15 protein-coding genes and 1 pseudogene are annotated in these 18,335 nt (G+C 71.5%); 8 read left to right on the top strand and 8 right to left on the bottom strand.

Annotated elements, in window-relative coordinates; all coding sequences use genetic code 11:
- Positions 1 to 19 precede the first annotated feature (19 nt).
- Positions 20 to 1,141, bottom strand: coding sequence for an App1 family protein (locus MMF94_RS06325; RefSeq protein WP_241035314.1), 1,122 nt, complete (start codon positions 1,139 to 1,141; stop codon positions 20 to 22).
- Positions 1,142 to 1,262: 121 nt separating this feature from the next.
- Here MMF94_RS06325 and MMF94_RS06320 point away from each other — a divergent pair, with 121 nt between their 5' ends.
- Positions 1,263 to 1,940: an HAD hydrolase-like protein gene (locus MMF94_RS06320; RefSeq protein ID WP_241035313.1), complete on the top strand. Its 678-nt coding sequence runs from the start codon at positions 1,263 to 1,265 to the stop codon at positions 1,938 to 1,940.
- 227 nt (positions 1,941 to 2,167) lie between these two features.
- On the opposite strand, the gene glpK (MMF94_RS06315) is transcribed toward MMF94_RS06320, so the two are convergent.
- Together glpK (MMF94_RS06315) and MMF94_RS06310 are read right to left on the bottom strand one after the other, a co-directional pair.
- A complete protein-coding gene (gene glpK, locus MMF94_RS06315) occupies positions 2,168 to 3,679 on the bottom strand; it encodes a glycerol kinase GlpK (RefSeq protein ID WP_241035312.1) in 1,512 nt (503 codons plus the stop codon).
- Positions 3,680 to 3,764: 85 nt separating this feature from the next.
- Positions 3,765 to 4,529 (bottom strand): IclR family transcriptional regulator, encoded by a 765-nt coding sequence (locus MMF94_RS06310; protein WP_241035311.1) that lies wholly within the window; start codon positions 4,527 to 4,529, stop codon positions 3,765 to 3,767.
- Positions 4,530 to 4,765: 236 nt separating this feature from the next.
- On the opposite strand from MMF94_RS06310, the gene MMF94_RS06305 reads away from it, so the two are divergent.
- The 3 genes and pseudogenes from MMF94_RS06305 to MMF94_RS06295 all read left to right on the top strand — a co-directional run bounded on the left by MMF94_RS06305 (position 4,766) and on the right by MMF94_RS06295 (position 8,883).
- Positions 4,766 to 5,575, top strand: coding sequence for an MIP/aquaporin family protein (locus tag MMF94_RS06305; RefSeq protein WP_241035310.1), 810 nt, complete (start codon positions 4,766 to 4,768; stop codon positions 5,573 to 5,575).
- Between the two features lie 32 nt (positions 5,576 to 5,607).
- Positions 5,608 to 7,126 (top strand): annotated as a pseudogene (gene glpK, locus MMF94_RS06300) (glycerol kinase GlpK).
- Between the two features lie 47 nt (positions 7,127 to 7,173).
- On the top strand, positions 7,174 to 8,883 hold the full coding sequence (locus tag MMF94_RS06295; protein ID WP_241035309.1) for a glycerol-3-phosphate dehydrogenase/oxidase: 1,710 nt from the start codon (positions 7,174 to 7,176) through the stop codon (positions 8,881 to 8,883).
- Positions 8,884 to 9,039: 156 nt separating this feature from the next.
- Here the strand turns inward: MMF94_RS06295 and MMF94_RS06290 are convergent, their stop codons facing one another.
- A complete protein-coding gene (locus tag MMF94_RS06290) occupies positions 9,040 to 9,924 on the bottom strand; it encodes an oxidoreductase (protein WP_241035308.1) in 885 nt (294 codons plus the stop codon).
- Positions 9,925 to 9,986: 62 nt separating this feature from the next.
- On the opposite strand from MMF94_RS06290, the gene MMF94_RS06285 reads away from it, so the two are divergent.
- On the top strand, positions 9,987 to 10,586 hold the full coding sequence (locus MMF94_RS06285) for a TetR/AcrR family transcriptional regulator (protein WP_241035307.1): 600 nt from the start codon (positions 9,987 to 9,989) through the stop codon (positions 10,584 to 10,586).
- 67 nt (positions 10,587 to 10,653) lie between these two features.
- On the opposite strand, the gene MMF94_RS06280 is transcribed toward MMF94_RS06285, so the two are convergent.
- Positions 10,654 to 11,094 carry a hypothetical protein gene (locus MMF94_RS06280; protein ID WP_241035306.1) on the bottom strand — a complete coding sequence of 147 codons (441 nt, stop codon included), beginning with the start codon at positions 11,092 to 11,094 and terminating at the stop codon, positions 10,654 to 10,656.
- A 93-nt stretch (positions 11,095 to 11,187) separates the two neighbouring features.
- On the opposite strand from MMF94_RS06280, the gene MMF94_RS06275 reads away from it, so the two are divergent.
- Together MMF94_RS06275 and MMF94_RS06270 are read left to right on the top strand one after the other, a co-directional pair.
- Positions 11,188 to 12,189, top strand: coding sequence for a threonine ammonia-lyase (locus tag MMF94_RS06275; protein ID WP_241035305.1), 1,002 nt, complete (start codon positions 11,188 to 11,190; stop codon positions 12,187 to 12,189).
- Between the two features lie 41 nt (positions 12,190 to 12,230).
- Complete coding sequence (locus tag MMF94_RS06270; RefSeq protein WP_241035304.1) at positions 12,231 to 13,289, top strand: NAD(P)-binding domain-containing protein; 1,059 nt, start codon at positions 12,231 to 12,233, stop codon at positions 13,287 to 13,289.
- On the opposite strand, the gene MMF94_RS06265 is transcribed toward MMF94_RS06270, so the two are convergent.
- Entirely contained in the window at positions 13,279 to 14,517 is a 1,239-nt protein-coding gene (locus MMF94_RS06265; protein WP_241035303.1) for a YVTN family beta-propeller repeat protein, read from the bottom strand. The genes MMF94_RS06270 and MMF94_RS06265 overlap by 11 nt on opposite strands.
- Positions 14,518 to 14,627: 110 nt before the next feature.
- Positions 14,628 to 15,374, bottom strand: a complete 747-nt coding sequence (locus MMF94_RS06260; RefSeq protein ID WP_241035302.1) for an SDR family NAD(P)-dependent oxidoreductase — start codon at positions 15,372 to 15,374, stop codon at positions 14,628 to 14,630.
- A 200-nt stretch (positions 15,375 to 15,574) separates the two neighbouring features.
- On the opposite strand from MMF94_RS06260, the gene MMF94_RS06255 reads away from it, so the two are divergent.
- A complete protein-coding gene (locus MMF94_RS06255) occupies positions 15,575 to 16,441 on the top strand; it encodes an extracellular solute-binding protein (protein ID WP_241035301.1) in 867 nt (288 codons plus the stop codon).
- On the opposite strand, the gene MMF94_RS06250 is transcribed toward MMF94_RS06255, so the two are convergent.
- Positions 16,436 to 18,328: an ABC transporter ATP-binding protein/permease gene (locus MMF94_RS06250; protein WP_241035300.1), complete on the bottom strand. Its 1,893-nt coding sequence runs from the start codon at positions 18,326 to 18,328 to the stop codon at positions 16,436 to 16,438. The two genes, MMF94_RS06255 and MMF94_RS06250, sit on opposite strands and share 6 nt — an antisense overlap.
- Positions 18,329 to 18,335: the final 7 nt, after the last annotated feature.

Below are 18,335 nucleotides of genomic sequence, written 5' to 3'. Positions count from 1 at the left end.
AGCGTCAGGGCCTCGCGGCTCAGTGCGCGAGCTCGGCGCGGACCGTGGCCACCGCGTCCTCGTCGAGCAGTCCGAGTGCTGCGGCATGCGCTGCGATCTGCGCGCTGTCGTCCACTGCGAGCATCGGCACCCCGGCTGCGGTGATCTCGGCGGCGAGCGTGTCGACCTGCCGAATGCGCACCGGGTCGGCTCCCGTGGTGCGGCGGATGTACACCGCAGCAACCCGCTGCGGGATGGCCCGTGCGATCGTCGCGTAGATCTCGGGGTCCTCCTGCCCGCTGTCGCCGATGAGGATGAGCCGCAGGTGCGGGTGCTCGTCGAGCAGCCGCCGCACCAGCCCGAGCTTGTGGGCTTGTGCCCCGATCCGGAACAACCCGGTATGGGACGGTCCCCAGTCGGTGAGCAGCAGCGGACCGAGCGGGAAACCGCGAAGCCCCACGAACTGCAGGAGCATCTCGTGCAGGTTCCACGGGCTCGTCGAGACGTAGAAGACCGGGCGAGCGGGCTCGTCCACCGCAGTGACGAGCGCCCGGTAGAGGGCCGCTGCGCCGGGCAGGGGCGTGCGCTCACGGACGTCGGTGAGCAACGTGACGCGCAGGAACTCCAGACCGCGGGTAAGCCCCGTGTGCACGATCGTGTCGTCCACGTCGCTGACCAGGCCGATGCGAGCCTCGGGATCGGTGATGAGCACGCGTGCCGTCGCGCTGGCACCCGCGGGCCCGGTGAGACCGACCTCCAGCCAGCCGGGATCGACGTCCGGTAGTTCCACCTCGTGGTCGACGTACCCGTCCCGGTCGGTGCGGACGACGACGTCACCGCCCGGGAGGTGGAGGGTCACCTCGGCGTCCGGGACCTCGGCCGTCAGGAACCGCGCGATGCTCGCTCGCAACACCGCCCGGCGCGACTGCGGCGTCGGCGCGTCCCCTCCTTCGGCGGTCTCCAGCACCGACGGCGCGACGGCCTCGCGCCCGAGCACGAGCCGGGCTCCCACCCGCGCGCGCCGGGTGGTTCCGTGGCCGATGAAGGGAATGATCACGGGGTGCCGGCGGCCACGGAGGCGGGCGACCGCCCTGACCGCCGACTCGACGGCGTCCTCCACGCGCAGTGCGGCGGCGATGATCAGCTTTCCCGAGTCGGTCACGGGACAGGGCTACCGCACCCCGGATCGCGCTGCCACCCCGGGATCGGCGAGTGGCCGCCGGCGACGCGCTCGAGCCCTCCGGCTGCGGGGTGGGAAGCACGGGGGCCGTAGTCTCAGGTCGGTGCGCACTGTCCTGCTCGACCTCGACGGCACCCTGGTCGACTCCGCCCGCACGATCACCGAGCACCTCGCTGCCGCACTGGCAGAGGTCGGCTTCCCGGTGCCGCCCCCCGAGACGTTGCGCACGCTCGTCGGGCCGCCGTTCGAGACGGCACTCCCGCAGCTCGGCCTGACGGACGAGCAGACCTCCGCCGCCATCACCGCCTACCGGTCGTCCTACGACGCCGTGGCCGCCACGGTCACGCCGGTCTACCCCGGTGTGCCCGCCCTGCTCGAACGCCTGCGCGAGGCGGGCCTGCAGCTGGCCGTCGCCACGTCGAAGCCCGAGGAGCTGGCGCGCAAGATCGTCGCCGGCACCGGGCTCGCCGGGTTCCTCGAGGTCGTCGGCGGTGCCGACCACGTGGGCGGCCGGGTGGGCAAGGCCGCCGTCGTCGGCTCCGTGATCGAGCGGCTGGGCGTCGACCCGGCACGTCAGCCAGTGGTGATGGTCGGCGACCGCCACCACGACGTCGACGGCGCGGCCGAGCACGGCATCCCCACGATCGGGGTGTCGTGGGGGTACGCGGAGCCCGGCGAACTGGACGAGGCCGCCCTGGTGGTGGCCGACCTGCACCAGCTGGCGCAGGTGCTGCGGGACGGAGCGGTGTGGTCCACCCTTCCGCCCGCCACGCGCGCCTGACCCGGCAACCCCTGCGAGTCGGCCCCTTCCCCGCCGGCAAGTCGCCCCATTCCTGCGCGCGGGTAACGAAGATCGCCGCGAGATCCGGCCAGCCGCCCTTCCAGGGGCCAACAAGCGAATCTCGCGCTGATCTTGCTCCGGGAGATGCCGCGAGATCCGGCTACGCACCCCACCAAGGGCCAACACGCCAATCTCGCGCCGATCTTGTCCTCTGCGGAGCCGGACAGTCACTCCGGGCCCGGTGTCTGCACCCAGCCGTAGCTGCGGTTCACCGCACGACCCCAGTTCTCGTGCTCGCGACGGCGCAGGCCCTCGTCCATCGCCGGTTCCCACGCGGCCGCGCGGTGCCAGTTGCTGCGCAGCACCTCCAGGTCGGACCAGTGCCCGACCGCGAGTCCCGCCGCGTACGCCGCTCCCAGCGAGACGGCCTCGGACACCAGCGGCCGCTCCACCGGCACGTCGAGGACGTCGGCGACGAACTGCATCAGCAGGTGGTTCGCCGTCATCCCGCCGTCGACCTTGAGCCGGGTGACCGGCACGCCGGAGTCGGCGTTCATCGCGTCGATCACCTCGCGCGTCTGCCACCCGGTGGCCTCGAGCACCGCCCTGGCGAGATGGCCGCGGTTGATGAACGACGTGAGCCCCACCATCACGCCACGCGCATCCGGGTGCCAGCGCGGCGAGTACAGGCCCGAGAACGCGGGGACGATGTAGCAGCCCCCGTTGTCGGGCACGGAGCTCGCGAGTGTCTCGATCTGGGCGGCCGTGCCGATCATCCCGAGCGAGTCGCGGAACCACTGCACGAGCGACCCGGTCATCGCGATCGCGCCCTCCAGCGCGTAGACCGGCTTGTCGCCGAGCAGATACCCGATGGTCGGGATCAGGCCGTGGGTCGACTCGGCCAGCCGGGGCCCGGTGTTCATCAGCAGGAACGCGCCCGTGCCGTAGGTGCACTTGATCTCACCGGGTGAGAAGCAGACCTGCCCGACCAGGGCCGCCTGCTGGTCACCGAGCGCGCCTGCCACCGGAACGCCGGGCAGCACGGCGGTGCATGTGCCGTAGACCTCGGCGTTGGGACGGATCTCGGGAAGCATCTGCCGGGGCACCGCGAGCACGTCGAGCAGCTTCTGGGACCACTCGAGCGTGCGGACGTCCATCAGCATCGTGCGGCTCGCGTTGGTGACGTCACTGACGTGCCGGCCGCCGTCGGGGCCGCCCGTGAGCCACCAGATGAGCCAGCTCTCCATCGTGCCGAACAGGACGTCGCCCTTCTCCGCGCCGTCGCGGGCGCCGGGCACGTGGTCGAGCAGCCAGCGCAGCCGGGGGCCCGAGAAGTAGGTGGCGGGGGGCAGCCCGCAGATGTCCTTGATCAGACTCGCGTGCCCGTGCTCGACCAGACGGGCGACGATGCCGTCCGTGCGGGTGTCCTGCCAGGTGATGGCGCGTGCGAGCGGGGTGCCGGTGTGCCGGTTCCAGATCACGGTGGTCTCGCGCTGGTTCGCGATCCCGAGCCCGACGATGTTGTCCGGGGTGAGGCCTGCGTTGCGCAGCGCCGCCGGGACGACCCGTGTGACGTTGCGCCAGATCTCGGCGGCGTCGTGCTCCACGAGACCGGGCCGGGGGTAGTGCTGGCGGTGTTCCCGCTGCGCGACGGCGATCATGCGCCCCGAACGGTTGAACAGCAGGCAGCGGGTGGATGTGGTGCCCTGGTCGATCGCGGCGACGACACGCTCGGTCACGGCTCCCCCGCCCCGCGCGCCGAGACGGCGGCCGCCGAGGAGGACCGGCGTCCGGGGGAACTACTCGCGGTCCTCGCGGCCCGTGTCATCGTCCCTCCGTCAACGCAGCGGAGATCTCGCGCGCCGCGCCCACCATCTGCTCGAGCATCCACGGCCGCAACTCGCCGCCCAGCCCGAAGAGCTCCTCGACCGGCCCGACCACTCCGATGGCCGCAACCACCAGCCCGCCACTGGCTCGCAGCGGTGCGGCCGCACCGCCTACTCCCGTCTCGTACTCGCCGGTGTCGCTCGCCCAGCCGCGGCGACGGGCGACCGCGAGATGGGCGTCCAGCGACGCCACGGTGGTGCACGTGCGTCCGGTCCACCGCTGGAGGTCGAGCTCCCGGGCCTGCGGCGTGGCCACCGGCGCGAACGCGAGCAGGCATTTGCCCAGCGCCGTGGCGTGCAGGGGGAACTCCTCCCCCGTCCGGATCCGCTGCGGCGACCCGTCCGGCCGGAAAACGTGGTGGACGAGCCGGACCGATCCCGACGACACGACGCCCAGGTGCACGGCCTGGCCGGTGCTCCCTGCGAGTGAATCCGCCCAGTTCATGGCGCGGGCCCGCAGGTCGTGCAGGTCCCATCCACCGCTGTCGAGCTCGCGCAACGCCAGGCCGAGCTGGTAGCGGGCGGTCTCCAGATCCTGCTCGACGAACCCGACCTCGCGCAGCGTCCGGACGATGCCGTGTGCGGTGGGACGCGGAAGGTCGAGGGCCGCGGCGATCTCCTTCAGCCCGAGCGGCCGGTCCGTACTACCGAGCAGCCGCAGCACCGCCGCGGCTCGCTCGATGGACTGGATGAACCCCGGCACGGGCCGAGCGTACGGCGCGTCGACCAGGCGATCGACGCGTGGAAGAAGGGCTCTACACGATGGCGCGCCCTACGGCCGTCCGGGTGGGTGAGCTGTGCACCTTCTCGGAGGCATGTGATGTTCGTCCGAATGCGCGTTCGACGATGCCGAACGACCGCCGTTGACCGCAGGTCACACGCGTTTCTAGCGTGCGGGCACCGCCCGTCCGAGCGGTATCCCATCCAGGGAGGACTTCGATGACGAAGAACTCGTACATCGGGGAACTGGCGGCCGAGTTCTTCGGCACCATGATCCTCTTGTTGTTCGGCGCCGGTGTGGTGGCGCAAGTCGTGGCAGCCGGACTCGGAGACCACGACTCCATCGCCTGGGCCTGGGGGATCGGCGTGATCCTCGGCGTCTACGTGGCAGGTCGCCTCAGCGGTGGCCACATCAATCCGGCCGTGACACTCGCGCTGGCCGCGTTCCAGGGTTTCCCCTGGCGCAAGGTCGTGCCCTATATCGTCGCGCAGACGGCGGGGGCGTTCGTCGCGGCGATCATCGTGCGATTCAACTATGCCGACTGGATCGACAAGGTCGACCCGGGGCACACCTACAAGACACAGATCATCTTCTCCACGCTCCCGGGTAACGGCGAGCCCGGCATCAGCATCACCACCGCTTTCTTCGACCAGATCATCGGTACCGCGATCCTGGTCTTCGTGGTCTTCGCGCTCGTCAACGCGCGGAACAACCCACCCCTGTCCAACCTCGTCCCGGTGGTCATCGGGCTCCTGGTGGTCGGGATCGGCATGGCGTGGGGCGCCAACGCGGGCTACGCGATCAACCCCGCCCGTGACTTCGGGCCCCGCCTCGCGTCATACATCACGGGGTACGCAGGTGCTTGGACTGATCAGAACGGCACACCATATTGGTGGCTACCGATTGTGGCGCCGATAATCGGCGGGCTCATCGGTGGCGCGCTGTTCCAGCTCTGCATCAACCGTTTCATCGTTGCTGCGGACGCCGAACACGAGCCCACCCCGGTGGGCCGCGACGTCCCTCGCTGACAGAGCCCCACTAACACAAGCGGAGACAACTCATGGCCGAGTTCGTCGGAGCCCTGGACCAGGGCACAACCAGCACCCGCTTCATGATCTTCGATCACTCGGGCAACGAGGTGGGGCGCCACCAGCTCGAGCACGAGCAGATCCTGCCGCAGGCCGGCTGGGTGGAACACAACCCCGTCGAGATCTGGGAGCGGACGTCATCCGTGCTCCAGACCGCTCTCGTCAAGACCGGGCTCAAGGCGTCGGACCTCGTGGCGTTGGGCCTCACCAACCAGCGCGAGACCTCCGTCGTGTGGGACAAGCGGACCGGGCGCCCGCTCTACAACGCGATCGTCTGGCAGGACACCCGCACCGACCGCATCGCCTCCGCCCTCGAACGTGAGGGCAAGGGCGATGTGATCCGGCGGAAGGCAGGCCTCCCGCCCGCCACGTACTTCTCCGGCGGGAAGATCCAGTGGATCCTGGAGAACGTCGACGGCGCCCGGGAGGCCGCCGAGAGGGGCGACGCGATCTTCGGCAACACCGACACCTGGGTCCTGTGGAACCTCACGGGCGGCAAGGACGGCGGTGTCCACGTCACCGACCCGACGAACGCCAGCCGCACGATGCTCATGAACCTCGAGACGCTCGACTGGGACGACGAGCTGCTCGGCTTCTTCGGCATCCCGCGGTCGATGCTGCCCGAGATCAAGCCGAGCTCGTGCCCCGAGTGCTACGGCACCACCATGCTGAGGGGGCCGCTGAGCGGCGAGGTCATGATCACCGGCGACCTCGGTGACCAGCAGGCCGCCACCGTGGGTCAGGTGTGCTTCGCGCCCGGCGAGGCGAAGAACACCTACGGCACCGGCAACTTCATGCTGCTCAACACGGGCACCGAGCTGGTGCGGTCGAAGGCGGGGCTGCTCACCACCGTCTGCTACCAGTTCAACGATGATCGTCCGGTGTACGCACTGGAGGGCTCGATCGCCGTCACGGGGTCGGCCGTGCAGTGGCTGCGCGACCAGCTCGGCATCATCTCGGGCGCCGCGGAGAGCGAGTCGCTGGCCCGGCAGGTGGAGGACAACGGTGGCGTGTACTTCGTGCCTGCGTTCTCCGGGCTGTTCGCCCCGTACTGGCGCTCGGACGCCCGCGGCGCGATCGTCGGGCTCTCGCGCTACAACACCAACGGCCCACCTGGCCAGGGCCACGCTCGAAGCCATCTGCTACCAGAGCCGCGACGTGGCCGAGGCGATGGAGAAGGACTCGGGCGTGACGCTGGACGTGCTCAAGGTGGACGGCGGCGTCACCGCCAACGAGCTGTGCATGCAGATCCAGGCCGACGTGCTCGGCGTGCCGGTGAGCCGGCCCGTCGTCGCGGAGACCACGGCTCTGGGCGCGGCGTACGCGGCAGGCCTCGCGGTCGGGTTCTGGAAGAACACCGACGAGCTGCGCTCCAACTGGAACGAGTCGAAGCGCTGGCAGCCCCAGTGGAGCGACGAGCAGCGTGCGGCCGGGTACGAACGCTGGAAGAAGGCGGTAACCAGGACTCTGGACTGGGTGGACGTCGACTGAGCACGACCCGGCCCGCAACCGGGCCATCACGATGAGAGGAATCAGCCATGAGATCGGTTGCGCTCTCTCCGCAGGCCCGTGAGGCTGCGCTGAAGGCAATGGGCTCGACCGAACTCGACGTGCTGGTCGTCGGGGGCGGTGTCGTGGGCAGCGGGTCCGCCCTCGACGCCGCCACCCGCGGCCTCAGCGTCGGGCTCGTCGAGGCCCGAGACTTCGCGTCGGGCACGTCCAGCAGGTCGAGCAAGCTCATCCACGGTGGGCTGCGCTATCTCGAGATGCTGGATTTCCGTCTCGTCGCCGAGGCGCTTCAGGAGCGGGGCCTGCTCATCGAGAAGCTGGCTCCGCACCTGGTCCGGCCGGTGCCGTTCATCTACCCGCTGAAGCACCCCGTGTGGGAACGCGCCTACGCCGGCGCGGGTGTGGCGCTCTACGACACGCTGGGGCTGCTGTCCGGCCGGCCCCGGGGTGTGCCGCACCACCGGCACCTGACGCGGCGGGGCGCCCGCCGCGTGTTCCCGTCGCTGCGCAAGGACGCGCTGGTGGGCGCCCTGGAGTACTACGACGCGCAGGTCGACGACGCCCGCCACACCATGTTCGTCGCGCGCACGGCTGCGGCCTACGGCGCGCACGTGGCGTCCAGGGCACGGGTGATCGGGCTCCTGCGCGAGGGTGAGCGGGTCACCGGGGCGGAGGTGCACGATCTCGAGTCCGGCCGCACGTTCAGCGTGCGCGCACGTCAGGTCGTCAACGCCACCGGGGTGTGGACCGATGAGACCCAGAGTCTCGCCGGTGAGCGCGGGCAGTTCCACGTCCGGGCGAGCAAGGGCATCCATCTCGTCGTCCCGCACGACCGGATCCGCGGTGACGCGGGCCTGATCCTGCGCACCGAGAAGTCGGTGCTGTTCGTCATCCCGTGGGGGCGGCACTGGATCATCGGCACCACCGACACCGACTGGACCCTCGGGCTGGCCCATCCGGCAGCGAGCGCGGCGGACATCGACTACCTGCTCGAACACGTCAACACGGTGCTCGAGGAACCGCTCAGCCACGCCGACGTGGAGGGCGTGTACGCCGGGCTGCGGCCGCTGCTGTCGGGCGAGTCGGAGTCGACGTCGAAGCTCTCGCGCGAGCACGCCGTCTCGCATGCCGTGCCGGGCCTGGTGGTGGTGGCGGGCGGCAAGTACACCACCTACCGCGTCATGGCCAAGGACGCCGTCGACGCCGCGGTGCACGGGCTCTACGCCAAGGTGCCGCCGTCGGTCACCGAGGACGTCCCGCTGCTGGGCGCCGAGGGCTTCGCCGCGCTGAAGAACTCCTCGCACCTCCTGGCCGAGCAGTACGGCGTGCACGAAGCTCGCATCCAGCACCTGCTCAGGCGGTACGGGTCGCTGATCCACGAGGTGCTCGACCTCGTCGCACACGACCCGTCGCTGGGCGAGCCGCTGACCGGGGCACCCGACCACCTGCGTGCCGAGATCGTCTACGCGGCCTCGCACGAGGGCGCCCGGCACCTGGACGACGTGCTCGCTCGCCGCACCCGGATCTCGATCGAGACCTTCGACCGGGGGCTCGGGTCGGTCGAGGAGGCCGCGCGGCTCGTCGCGCCGGTCCTCGGGTGGAGCCAGGAACAGATCGATCGGGAGGTCGAGCACTACCGCAAGCGCGTCGAGGCCGAGCGGGAGAGCCAGAAGATGCCCGACGACGAGACGGCAGACGCCGCCCGGATGGGCGCACCGGAGGTCGTGCCGGTGCGGTGACCAGCCTGCCGCCCTCGTCCGCGCGGGTGGTGGCAGGCAGCGGTGACGGGCTCGCCCGCGAGCCGACGTCCCCCCGACTCGGGGGCGAGTCCGTCTGCCCAGCGGCGGTTCGCCGTACCGGCCCGCTCTCGGAATTCGGGCCGGACCAGGGAGTCGTCAGGCGGAACCGAGCGGGAACGTCACGCCCGTGAGCTTCTCCGACAGTGTCCAGAGATCGCGGGCGAGGTCGGGGTCGGCAGCTTCCGGCGACCTCCCGACGAGGGTGGGGCGTCCACGCATCTCGTTGAAGCCGCCCGGGCCGACATAACTGGCACCGGGGAGGTCCCGGGTGGCGGCGAAGAGGGTGGGCGCCGCGCCGGCCTCGGCGCTCTGCCGCACGACAGTGCCGACGACCTTCGCGGCGACGACCAGGGCGGCCGGCAGGTCGCGGACGAGGTTCGACGCTGCCACGCCGGGATGCGCGGCGAGCGCGAGGACGGGAGAACCGCAGGCGACGAGGCGCCGCTGCAGTTCGAGCGTGAACAGCAGGTTGGCGAGCTTCGACTGGCCGTAGGAGGCGAAGACCCGGTACGGCCGCGACTCCCAGTTGACGTCGGCGAGGTCGATGCCGCCGGACCGGTGGGCGTTCGACGCGACCGTGACCACGCGGTCCGTGATGTGCGGCAGCAACAGGTTCGTCAACGCGAAGTGGCCGAAGTGGTTGGTGCCCATCTGCAGCTCGAACCCGTCGGCCGTGACGCGGCGCTTCGGTAGGTTCCCCACCCCGGCGTTGTTGATCAACACGTCGAGGTCGCCGTCCCAGGACTCGGCGAACCGCCGCACGGAGCCGAGGTCGGCCAGGTCCAGGGCGCGGACCTCGGTGGAGCCGCCCAGCTCCGCCGCGACACGTTCGCCCGCGGTGACGTCACGAACGGCCAGCACGACCCGGGCACCGCCCCTGGCGAGCGCTCGGGCGGCGGCGAGGCCGAGCCCGCTGCTCGCCCCCGTGACCACGAACCGACGTCCGGCAATCCGGGCAGCATCCGCTGCGGGAGTACTCATGGCCGCCAAAGTAGGCAGCGGATACATTGTTGTCAACGACTACATCGAGGTACCCTGCCGACATGCCCCCGGCACGTACCGCGTACCACCACGGCAACCTCCGTGAGGCGTTGCTGAGATGTGCCGAGCAGATGCTGGAACGAACCGGGGTGGGCGAGGTGTCACTCCGCGAGGTCGCCCGGCAGGCGGGGGTCAGCCACGGCGCCCCGCGCCGCCACTTCCCCGACAAGCAGGCCTTGCTCGACGCCCTCGCAGAGAACGGCTTCGAACGGCTGGGGCGCGAACTGGACGCGGCGGTGCAGGAGGCGGACGGATCGTTCACGGTCCGGCTCACCGCCTTCGCACGGGCGTGGGTGACCTTCGCCTCCCGCCACCCGGCCCTGCTCGACATGATGTTCGCGAGCAAGAACCGGCCTCAGGCCGATTCCCTGCGGCGCGCCGCCGATCGGGCCTTCGCCGCGTCGTCGGCCATGATCCGCGAGGCGCAGGACCGCCACGACGTCGTCGACCTCGACAACGATCAGGCGGCCACTGCGATCCTCGCCACGGTCCAGGGGCTCACCGCGCTGATCGTCAGCGGGATGCTCCCCGACCGGCCCCCGGACGCCCTGATCGCCGACACGATCGAGACGCTCGTCCACGGGCTCCGGCCCCGGAGCTAGCACGAGTGCGTGCGGGCGACCGGTTCGAGTGACCGGCGGGTGCGACGGCGCCCCACCCGGGAACGGGCTACTCCTCGTCCCACACGGCCAGCAGGCTCACCAGCACGAACACCTGCACGGGCAAGGGCAGGCCGGGAAGGTCGGCCTCCGCCTCACCCCGCCACGTGCTGATGCGCCGCACCGACCCGGCCACGGCGTCGTCCTGGATCAGCACGTGTTCACTGCGGATCAGCGACTGGCGTTCGAAGGAGTACGTGTGGCCGCCGGTCTCGAGCGTCCACTCGCCGCGGCCCACGGCGTCGGCCATCGCAAGGAGCTCGCCGGACTCGTCGAGCAGCCGGTAGCGGCGCCACGACCAGCCGCCGCGCGCCACGTCGTAGCGACGGCCTTCGAGCACGAAGGAACCGCCGCCGAAGAACGCAGACGGTTTCCACGTGCACAGCGTCGCTCCATCGCGGGCGATCTCGTAACGGGTGCTCAGCAGGCCGATCCGCGACGCACGCAGCACAGCCAAACCCCACCACGCCCCGGCACAGCTCCGCCATCCCCCGGGAGCAGCCCGTCTGCGACCGCGGCCACATGTGGGGGTTAGCGTTGCCATGTGAGCGACCTGATCACCATCGACCACATCACGGCAGCGGCCGAACGCATCGCGGGGCACGTGTTGCGCACCCCCACCGTCGCCAGCCCGGGCCTCACCGCACACCTCGGGGTGCCCGTCACGCTCAAGCTGGAGTTGCTGCAGCGCTCGGGCTCGTTCAAGCCACGCGGCGCGTTCAACAAGCTGCTCGGCCTCACCCCCGCCGAGCTCGCGGCAGGCGCAGTGGCGGTCAGTGGCGGCAACCACGGGATCGCGCTGGCCGACGTCGCCGGTTCGCTGGACGTCGCCGCCACCGTGGTGATGCCGGAGTCGGCGCCGCAGCGGTCGATCGCGGCCTGCAGGGCCGCAGGCGCCACCGTGCGCCTCACGCCGGACATGGGGAGCGCCTTCGCCCTGCTCGACGAGCTCGTGGCGGGCGGGCTCACGCTCGTGCACCCCTTCGACGACCCGATCGTGATGGCCGGCCAGGGCACCGTCGGCGCCGAGTTCGCCGCCGACGCACCCGACGTCACCGACGTGCTGGTCAGCATCGGGGGCGGCGGCCTGATCTCGGGGGTGGCCACCGCCATGCGGCACCTCCTGCCCGGCGTGCGCATCTGGGGTGTCGAGACCGAGGGAGCAGACGCGATGGCGCGCGCGCTCAAGGGCGGGTCGCCCGTGGGCATCACGCCGACCTCGATCGCCAGCACGCTCTGCGCGCCGCACGTGTCGCAGCTGACCCTCGACCACGTCCGCGCCCTCGTCGAGGACGTCCTCGTCGTGCCGGATGCCGACGCTGTCGCGGGCGCCCTCACCCTCGCCGAGGAGGCGAAGGTGTGGGCGGAGCCCGCCGCCGGCTGCCTCGTAGCCGCCGCCCCCGAGGTGCTCGACCGTGTCGGCCCGGACGCCCGCCTCGGTCTGGTGATCTGCGGCGGCAACGTCACCACGGCGGACGTGGCCGGCTGGGTCGAACGGTTCGCGGCCGGTCCGCTCCCCCGGTGCCCCGTTCCCGCTACGCGCTGAGCTGCGCGGAAGCCCCGCGGCGCGTCCGGTGTTCCACGGCTGTGCGTAGCGACGTCGTGGTGATCGGAGCCGGGCAGGCGGGGTTGTCCGCGGCGTACGGCCTGCGCCGGGCCGGGCTCGAGCCGGGTGCCGGCTTCGTCGTGCTCGACGGCGAGGACGGCCCCGGCGGGGCATGGCGGCACCGCTGGTCGACGTTGCGGATCGACAAGGTCCACGGCATCAAGGACCTGCCGGGCCTGCCGTTCGCGCCCGCCGACCCGTCGCGGCCCGCAGCCGAGGTGGTGCCCGAGTACTTCGCCGCGTACGAGCGCGAGTTCGACCTGCAGGTGCGCCGCCCCGTGCACGTCGCGGCCGTTCGCGACCGTGCGCCCGAACTGCTCGTCGAGACCGACGCGGGCACGTGGACGACCCGTGCCCTGATCAACGCCACCGGCACGTGGACCCGCCCCTTCCGCCCCCGCTACCCCGGGCAGGACGCCTTCCGTGGCCGCCAGCTGCACACGGCCGACTACCGCGGACCGGAGGAGTTCGCCGGGCTGCGGGTGGTGGTGGTCGGCGGCGGGACGTCCGCCGTGCAACTGCTCATGGAGATCGCCACGGTCGCTGCGGCCACGACGTGGGTGACGCGTCGGCCGCCGGAGTTCAGGGACGCCCCCTTCGACGAGGACGCGGGACGCACCGCCGTGGCCCGCGTCGAGGAGCGGGTGCGGGCAGGGCTGCCACCGCAGAGCGTGGTCGGCGTGACCGGGTTGATGCTCACCCCGCAGGTTCGCGCGGCCCAGGAGTCGGGCGTGCTCCACCGGCTGCCGATGTTCGAGCGGATCACCCCCGACGGGGTGAGCTGGGCCGACGGCACCACCGTGGCGGCCGACGTGATCCTCTGGGCCACCGGCTGGCGAGCAGCGCTGGGGCACCTCGCCCCACTGGGGCTGCGCGGCCCGGGCGGCGGGATCGCGGTGGACGGCACCCGCGTCCGCTCCGACCCGCGCATCCATCTCGTGGGCTACGGCCCGAGCGCGAGCACGATCGGCGCCAACAGGGCCGGGCGGGCGGCCGCGCACGAGGTGGTGTCGTTGCTGCGGGAGCCCCTCAGCGCGTGATTCCGGTGTGCCCCAGCGAATAGCGACCGGGCTGCGGCCACACGCACAGCCCGTGTGGCCCGTGCCCCACGCGGAACGTGTGGATCAGGCGCCCGTCGGTGGTGTCGATGACGTAGACCGCGCGGTCGTAGCGGCCCGAGAGCCACAACTGCCGGCCGTCCGGGGTCACGTTGCCCATGTCCGGGCTGCCACCGGGGATCCACCACTTCGTGATCGGGGCGCCCGTGTAGGCGTCGAGCACGCTGACGCTGCCCTCGTGGCGGTTCGTGACGAACATCCGCTGCGCGTCGCGGGAGAGGTAGATCCCGTGCGCGCCGTGCCCGGTGGGGATCTCGCGAAGCACTTCGGTGGCCGCGCCGTCGATCACCCACAGCCCGTTCTGCTCGCTGTCGGCGACGTAGAACACCGAGCCGTCCGGAGCCAGCTTGACGTCCTGCGGGCCCATCGTCGTGTTCCGCACGGGCATGTCGATCATGCGGAGCAAGCGGCGCGACGCCACGTCGACCACCGCAACCCGCCCGGCGAACTCGCAGCTGAACACGGCCGTGCGCCCGTCGGCGGTGAAGTCCGCGTGGTCGATCCCGGCGCAGTCGGGGGTGGGCAGGTCGCCTTGCTCCTGCCAGGTGTGCGGGTCGTAGAACACCAGCCGCTTCTGGGCCTCGGCCACGGAGATCGCCGTGCGGCCGTCCGGGGTGAAGTACATGTTGTACGGGTCCTGCACCGGGATGTTCGGTCCGGGCTCGCCCGTCCTCGGGTCGAACGGCGTCATCTTGTTCGTGATGTCGTCGGTGGCGTAGAGCGTCTTCATGTCGTAGGACGGCACCACGTGCTGCAACTCGCCGCCCAGCTCGTACCTCGCCACGACGGCGAGGCGGGCGGGGTCGATCACCCAGACATCGCCGCTCTTCGTGTGCGGCACGTACACCAAGGGCTTCGCTGCCTTCGCCGCATCGGTGAACATCGTCGGCCCGGTGGCGGAGTAGATGTTGCGTGGGTCGAGCACCGGCGGCATCCCGGGGAGCCCGTCGGCCACGGGGGCCGGGGCGGGCCCGGCCGGCGCGGCGGCCCCCGGCCCGCCCGCAGGCGGTGGCGCGACGTGCGGCACGCCGGCGCAGGACGCGACGGCCACCACGACGGCCGGCAGCAGCGCGGCGAACCGCCTGCGGGCGCGGCTCCCGGCCCCGCTGGACGCGAACCCACGCCACCGCGTGCCGTCGTCGGTCCCCATCCGCCGGACGATACGAGCCCGTGACCAGGCTTTTCCATCGCTGAGACGGCCCAGCGGGCACAGCGACAGCGTTCGTCACGATCTCCCGCACGCCGTCCGGGTGACGAGTTTCAGGATCGCCGGGAGTCTGCGTCCGCGAGCCAGTCCTGGAACTCGGTGGCGACGATGCGCTGGTCATGGGTGTCGGCGGCGGCCGGAGAGCAGAGCCAGCGCACCGGTTCGGCCATGACGTCGGCGGACAGCAGGTGTGCCGCGCCGGCCACAACGCCCTCCGTCATGCCGGTCGCGGTGCCGCCCCCGGGAAGGAGAATGTTCACCCGGACAGAGGTGTCGGCCAGATCGGCGGCCATGACCCGGGACAACGCCTCCGAGCCCGCCCGAGAAGGCCCGTACGGCACGAACCCGGCCCGGGTCATCGTCGCGTAGTTCACGCTGACGTTGATGATCCGGCCACCGGGGGACGCCAGCAGGTCGGGCACCACGGCGGAGGCGACGAGGAAGTAGCCGGTCAGGTTGGTGTCCACCACGTCGCGGAACCCCTCCTCCGGCACCTGCCAGAACGGCCGGCGCTCCACCATGAACCGCGGGTTCACCGTGCGCATGCCGATACCGGCGTTGTTGACCAGCACGTCCAGGCCACCGAGCAGGTCGATCGTGCGGTCGCGCCCGGCACGCACCGATCCACTGTCACGAACGTCCATCCCGATGCCGTGCACCTCGCCGGACAGCGTCGCGGCCACCTCCGCGGCACGCTCGGCGGCGCGGCCGGTGATGACGATCCGGTGCCCGTCCTCGACGAGTGCGCGGGCCATGGCCAGCCCCAGCCCGCTCGTTCCTCCCGTGATCAGGATCCGCATGCCGCCCAGTCTCCTCCGGCACCTGGTGCCCGGTCGGAATCGGGCGGCCGGGGCGGAATACAAATAGCAGATTCGGCCCAGAGATTCTCATTTTTCCTCGCCAGCGGTGATCAGCTTCGGTTTCTCGCCGCAATTGCGGAACATTGAGGTGGAGTGGTTCCACGGCGGGGCGCTGTGGCAGGAACGAGCCGGAGGATCTGATGCGGTCGTGGAGTGTGGTGGGTGTGCTGGTGGTGGCCGGGCTGGCGCTGGCTGGGTGTACAGGCTCGGGCCCGAACACGGCAGCCCCGGCCGCGAACCGCGGGCCCGTGCACGTCCTCTACGCGGGTTCCCTCGTGAACGTGATGGAGCGAGCGATCGGACCGAAGTTCGCGGCGGCCAGCGGCTTTCAGTACCAGGGGGAAGGCGGCGGCTCGGACGCGCTGGCGAACGAGATCAAGGGCAAGGTCAAGCAGGCCGACGTCTTCATCAGCGCCAGCCCCGCCACCAACTCGACCCTCGAGGGCGCGGCCAACGGCAAGGAGGTGTCGTGGTTCGCCACGTTCGCGTCCTCGCCGCTCGTGATCGGCTACAACCCGAACGGCAAGTTCGCCGCCGACCTGAAGTCCAAGCCGTGGCAGCAGGTGCTCGCCGAGCCGGGCTTCCGCTTGGGCCGCACCGATCCCACCACTGATCCGAAGGGGAAACTGGCGGTGCAGGCGCTCGACCAGAACGGCCTCTCGAAGCTCGCCGCAGACCAGGCGGAGGTGTTCCCGGAGACCGAGCTGGTCGGGCGGCTGCAGTCCGGTCAGCTCGACGCCGGGTTCTTCTACTCCGCCGAAGCGACGCCCGACAAGATCCCGACGATCGCTGTGTCCCCGCAGTCGTTGGCGGCGAACTACACGGTCACCGTGCTCGACAACGCACCCGACCAGGCCGGTGCAGTGGCCTTCGTCAACTATCTGCTCGGTCACGACGGCACCTCGGCGCTGACGGCCAACGGATTCAGGCTGACGTCGCCGCCGAAGGTCTCCGGCGCGGCCAACGCGGTTCCCGCGGCGCTGCACCCGCAGATTCCCGCTTCATGAATTGCTCACAGCGACGGCCGGCCCACCGTCAACCCGATCGGCCGGCGTCGGCCAAACGACGATCCGTTCCGGAGGGAGCCGCACGCGGCAGCGCGCACCGGTCGTCGCCGGCCCGTCGCCCGCGCTGACGGCGGTGAGCTCGCAGCCCCCGTCCAGCACGACCAGCAGCTCGGCGACGGCCCCCATGTGGACCACGTCGATGACCGTTGCCCCGTGTTCACCGGCGCCGGCGGGCCCCGAGTCGAGCTCGACGTGTTCCGGGCGGATGCACCACTCGACGTCGGTCCCGGCCGGAAGGCCGGCCGCGCCCGTTGCGATCGCCGTTCCCGCCGACTCGAGCGCTCCGGCGTCACGCATGCGGCCCGCGTGCAGGTTGCGGATGCCCAGCAGACGCGCGACGGCCGGGCCTGCCGGGCGGGCGAAGACCTCCCGCTGGCGGCCGCTCTGCAGCAGCGCCCCGTCGGCCACCAGCAGTACCTCGTCGGCGAGCAGTGCCGCCTCCTCGGGATCGTGGGTGACGAGCACCGTGGTCACCGCGGTGTCGCGCTGGACGCGCCGCAGCTCGCGACGGAGCTCGTCGCGCACGGGCGTGTCGAGCCCGGTGAAGGGCTCGTCGAGCAGCAGCAGCCGGGGCTGGCGGGCGAGCGCCCTGGCCAGCGCGACCCGGCGGCGCTGCCCGCCCGACAGCTGGTGGGGCAGCCGGTCCTCGAGGCCGTCGAGGTGCAGTCGGGTGAGCCAGTGGGCGGCGACGGCGGGGTCAGTGCCGACCCCGAAGGTGATCTGGCGCCACACCGGCAGATGCGGGAGCAGGCAGGAATCCTGCGGCACGTAGCCCACGTCGCGGCGCTCGGGGTCGATCCCGGTGAGCGCGTGGCCCCCGAGATGCACCCCTCCCTCGCGCAGCGGGACGAGTCCGGCGAGCAACTTGAGCATCAGTGACTTCCCCGCCCCGGACGGCCCGAGCACTGCCAGATGACTGCTGAGCGCGCAGTGGCTCACCCGCAGATGGAACCCGCCCAGCCGGGCGTCGAGGTCGAAGCCGAGCCGCTCGGGAGGGCGGGCGGCCGGGGCGCGCGGCGGCGGCGGCGCCACCCGCGCGTGCCGTCCGCCGTACCGGTGTCCCGCGGCCCCGCTCAGGGCAAGCACCACCACGGCAGCGAGCAATGCCGTGGCCACGGGGATCAGCGTGGTGTCCACCCCGGAACTGCCGAACTCCACGTAGGTGAAGACCGGCAGCGAGTACGGGTGGTAGGCGAGCACGACGGTGGCCCCGAACTCCCCGAAAGCGCGCAGCCAGGCCAGGAGCAGGCCGGCCCGGATCCCGGCCCAGGCCCCCGGGAGGGCCACCCGCACGAACCGCGACCAGCGCCCGTGGCCCAGGGTCGCAGCGACGTCGGCGAGCTCGGGATCCAACGCCGCGAACGCCGACCGCGCAGCGATGATCAGGAAGGGCGCGGCCACGAAGACCTGGGCCAGCACCACCCCGGTCAGGTCATCGGTCAGCCCGCCGCCGAACAGCTCCCCGAGCATCGTGTACGGACCGATCACATACACCAGCAGCAAGCCGCTGACCAGCGGCGGAAGGGCCAGTGGCAACTGCACCGCCACGCCGAGCAGTTCGGCGGCACGGCCGCGGGCCCGCGCCAGCAGGTAGCCCAGCGGTATGCCGCCGACAGCGATGACGACCGTGGCGACCGTGGCCGTGACCACCGAGACGCCCAGCGCATCGCCGATACCCGGCACCGTGAGCTGGTCAGCCGGCGCTTCCGCCAGCCGCACGAGGAACGCACCGATCGGGACCAGCAGATAGGCCACCAACAGCGCCGCGAGCCACGGCAGCGGCGTCCCCAACGTGACGTGGCAGCGTGTGGTGCGTGCTCGCAGCACGCCGGCC

It is taken from the genome of Pseudonocardia alaniniphila (genome assembly GCF_022524485.1).
Lineage (GTDB): Bacteria > Actinomycetota > Actinomycetes > Mycobacteriales > Pseudonocardiaceae > Pseudonocardia > Pseudonocardia alaniniphila.
The sequence above is the reverse complement of the archived record's forward strand: the minus strand, read 5'-3'. Positions and strand labels throughout refer to the sequence as shown.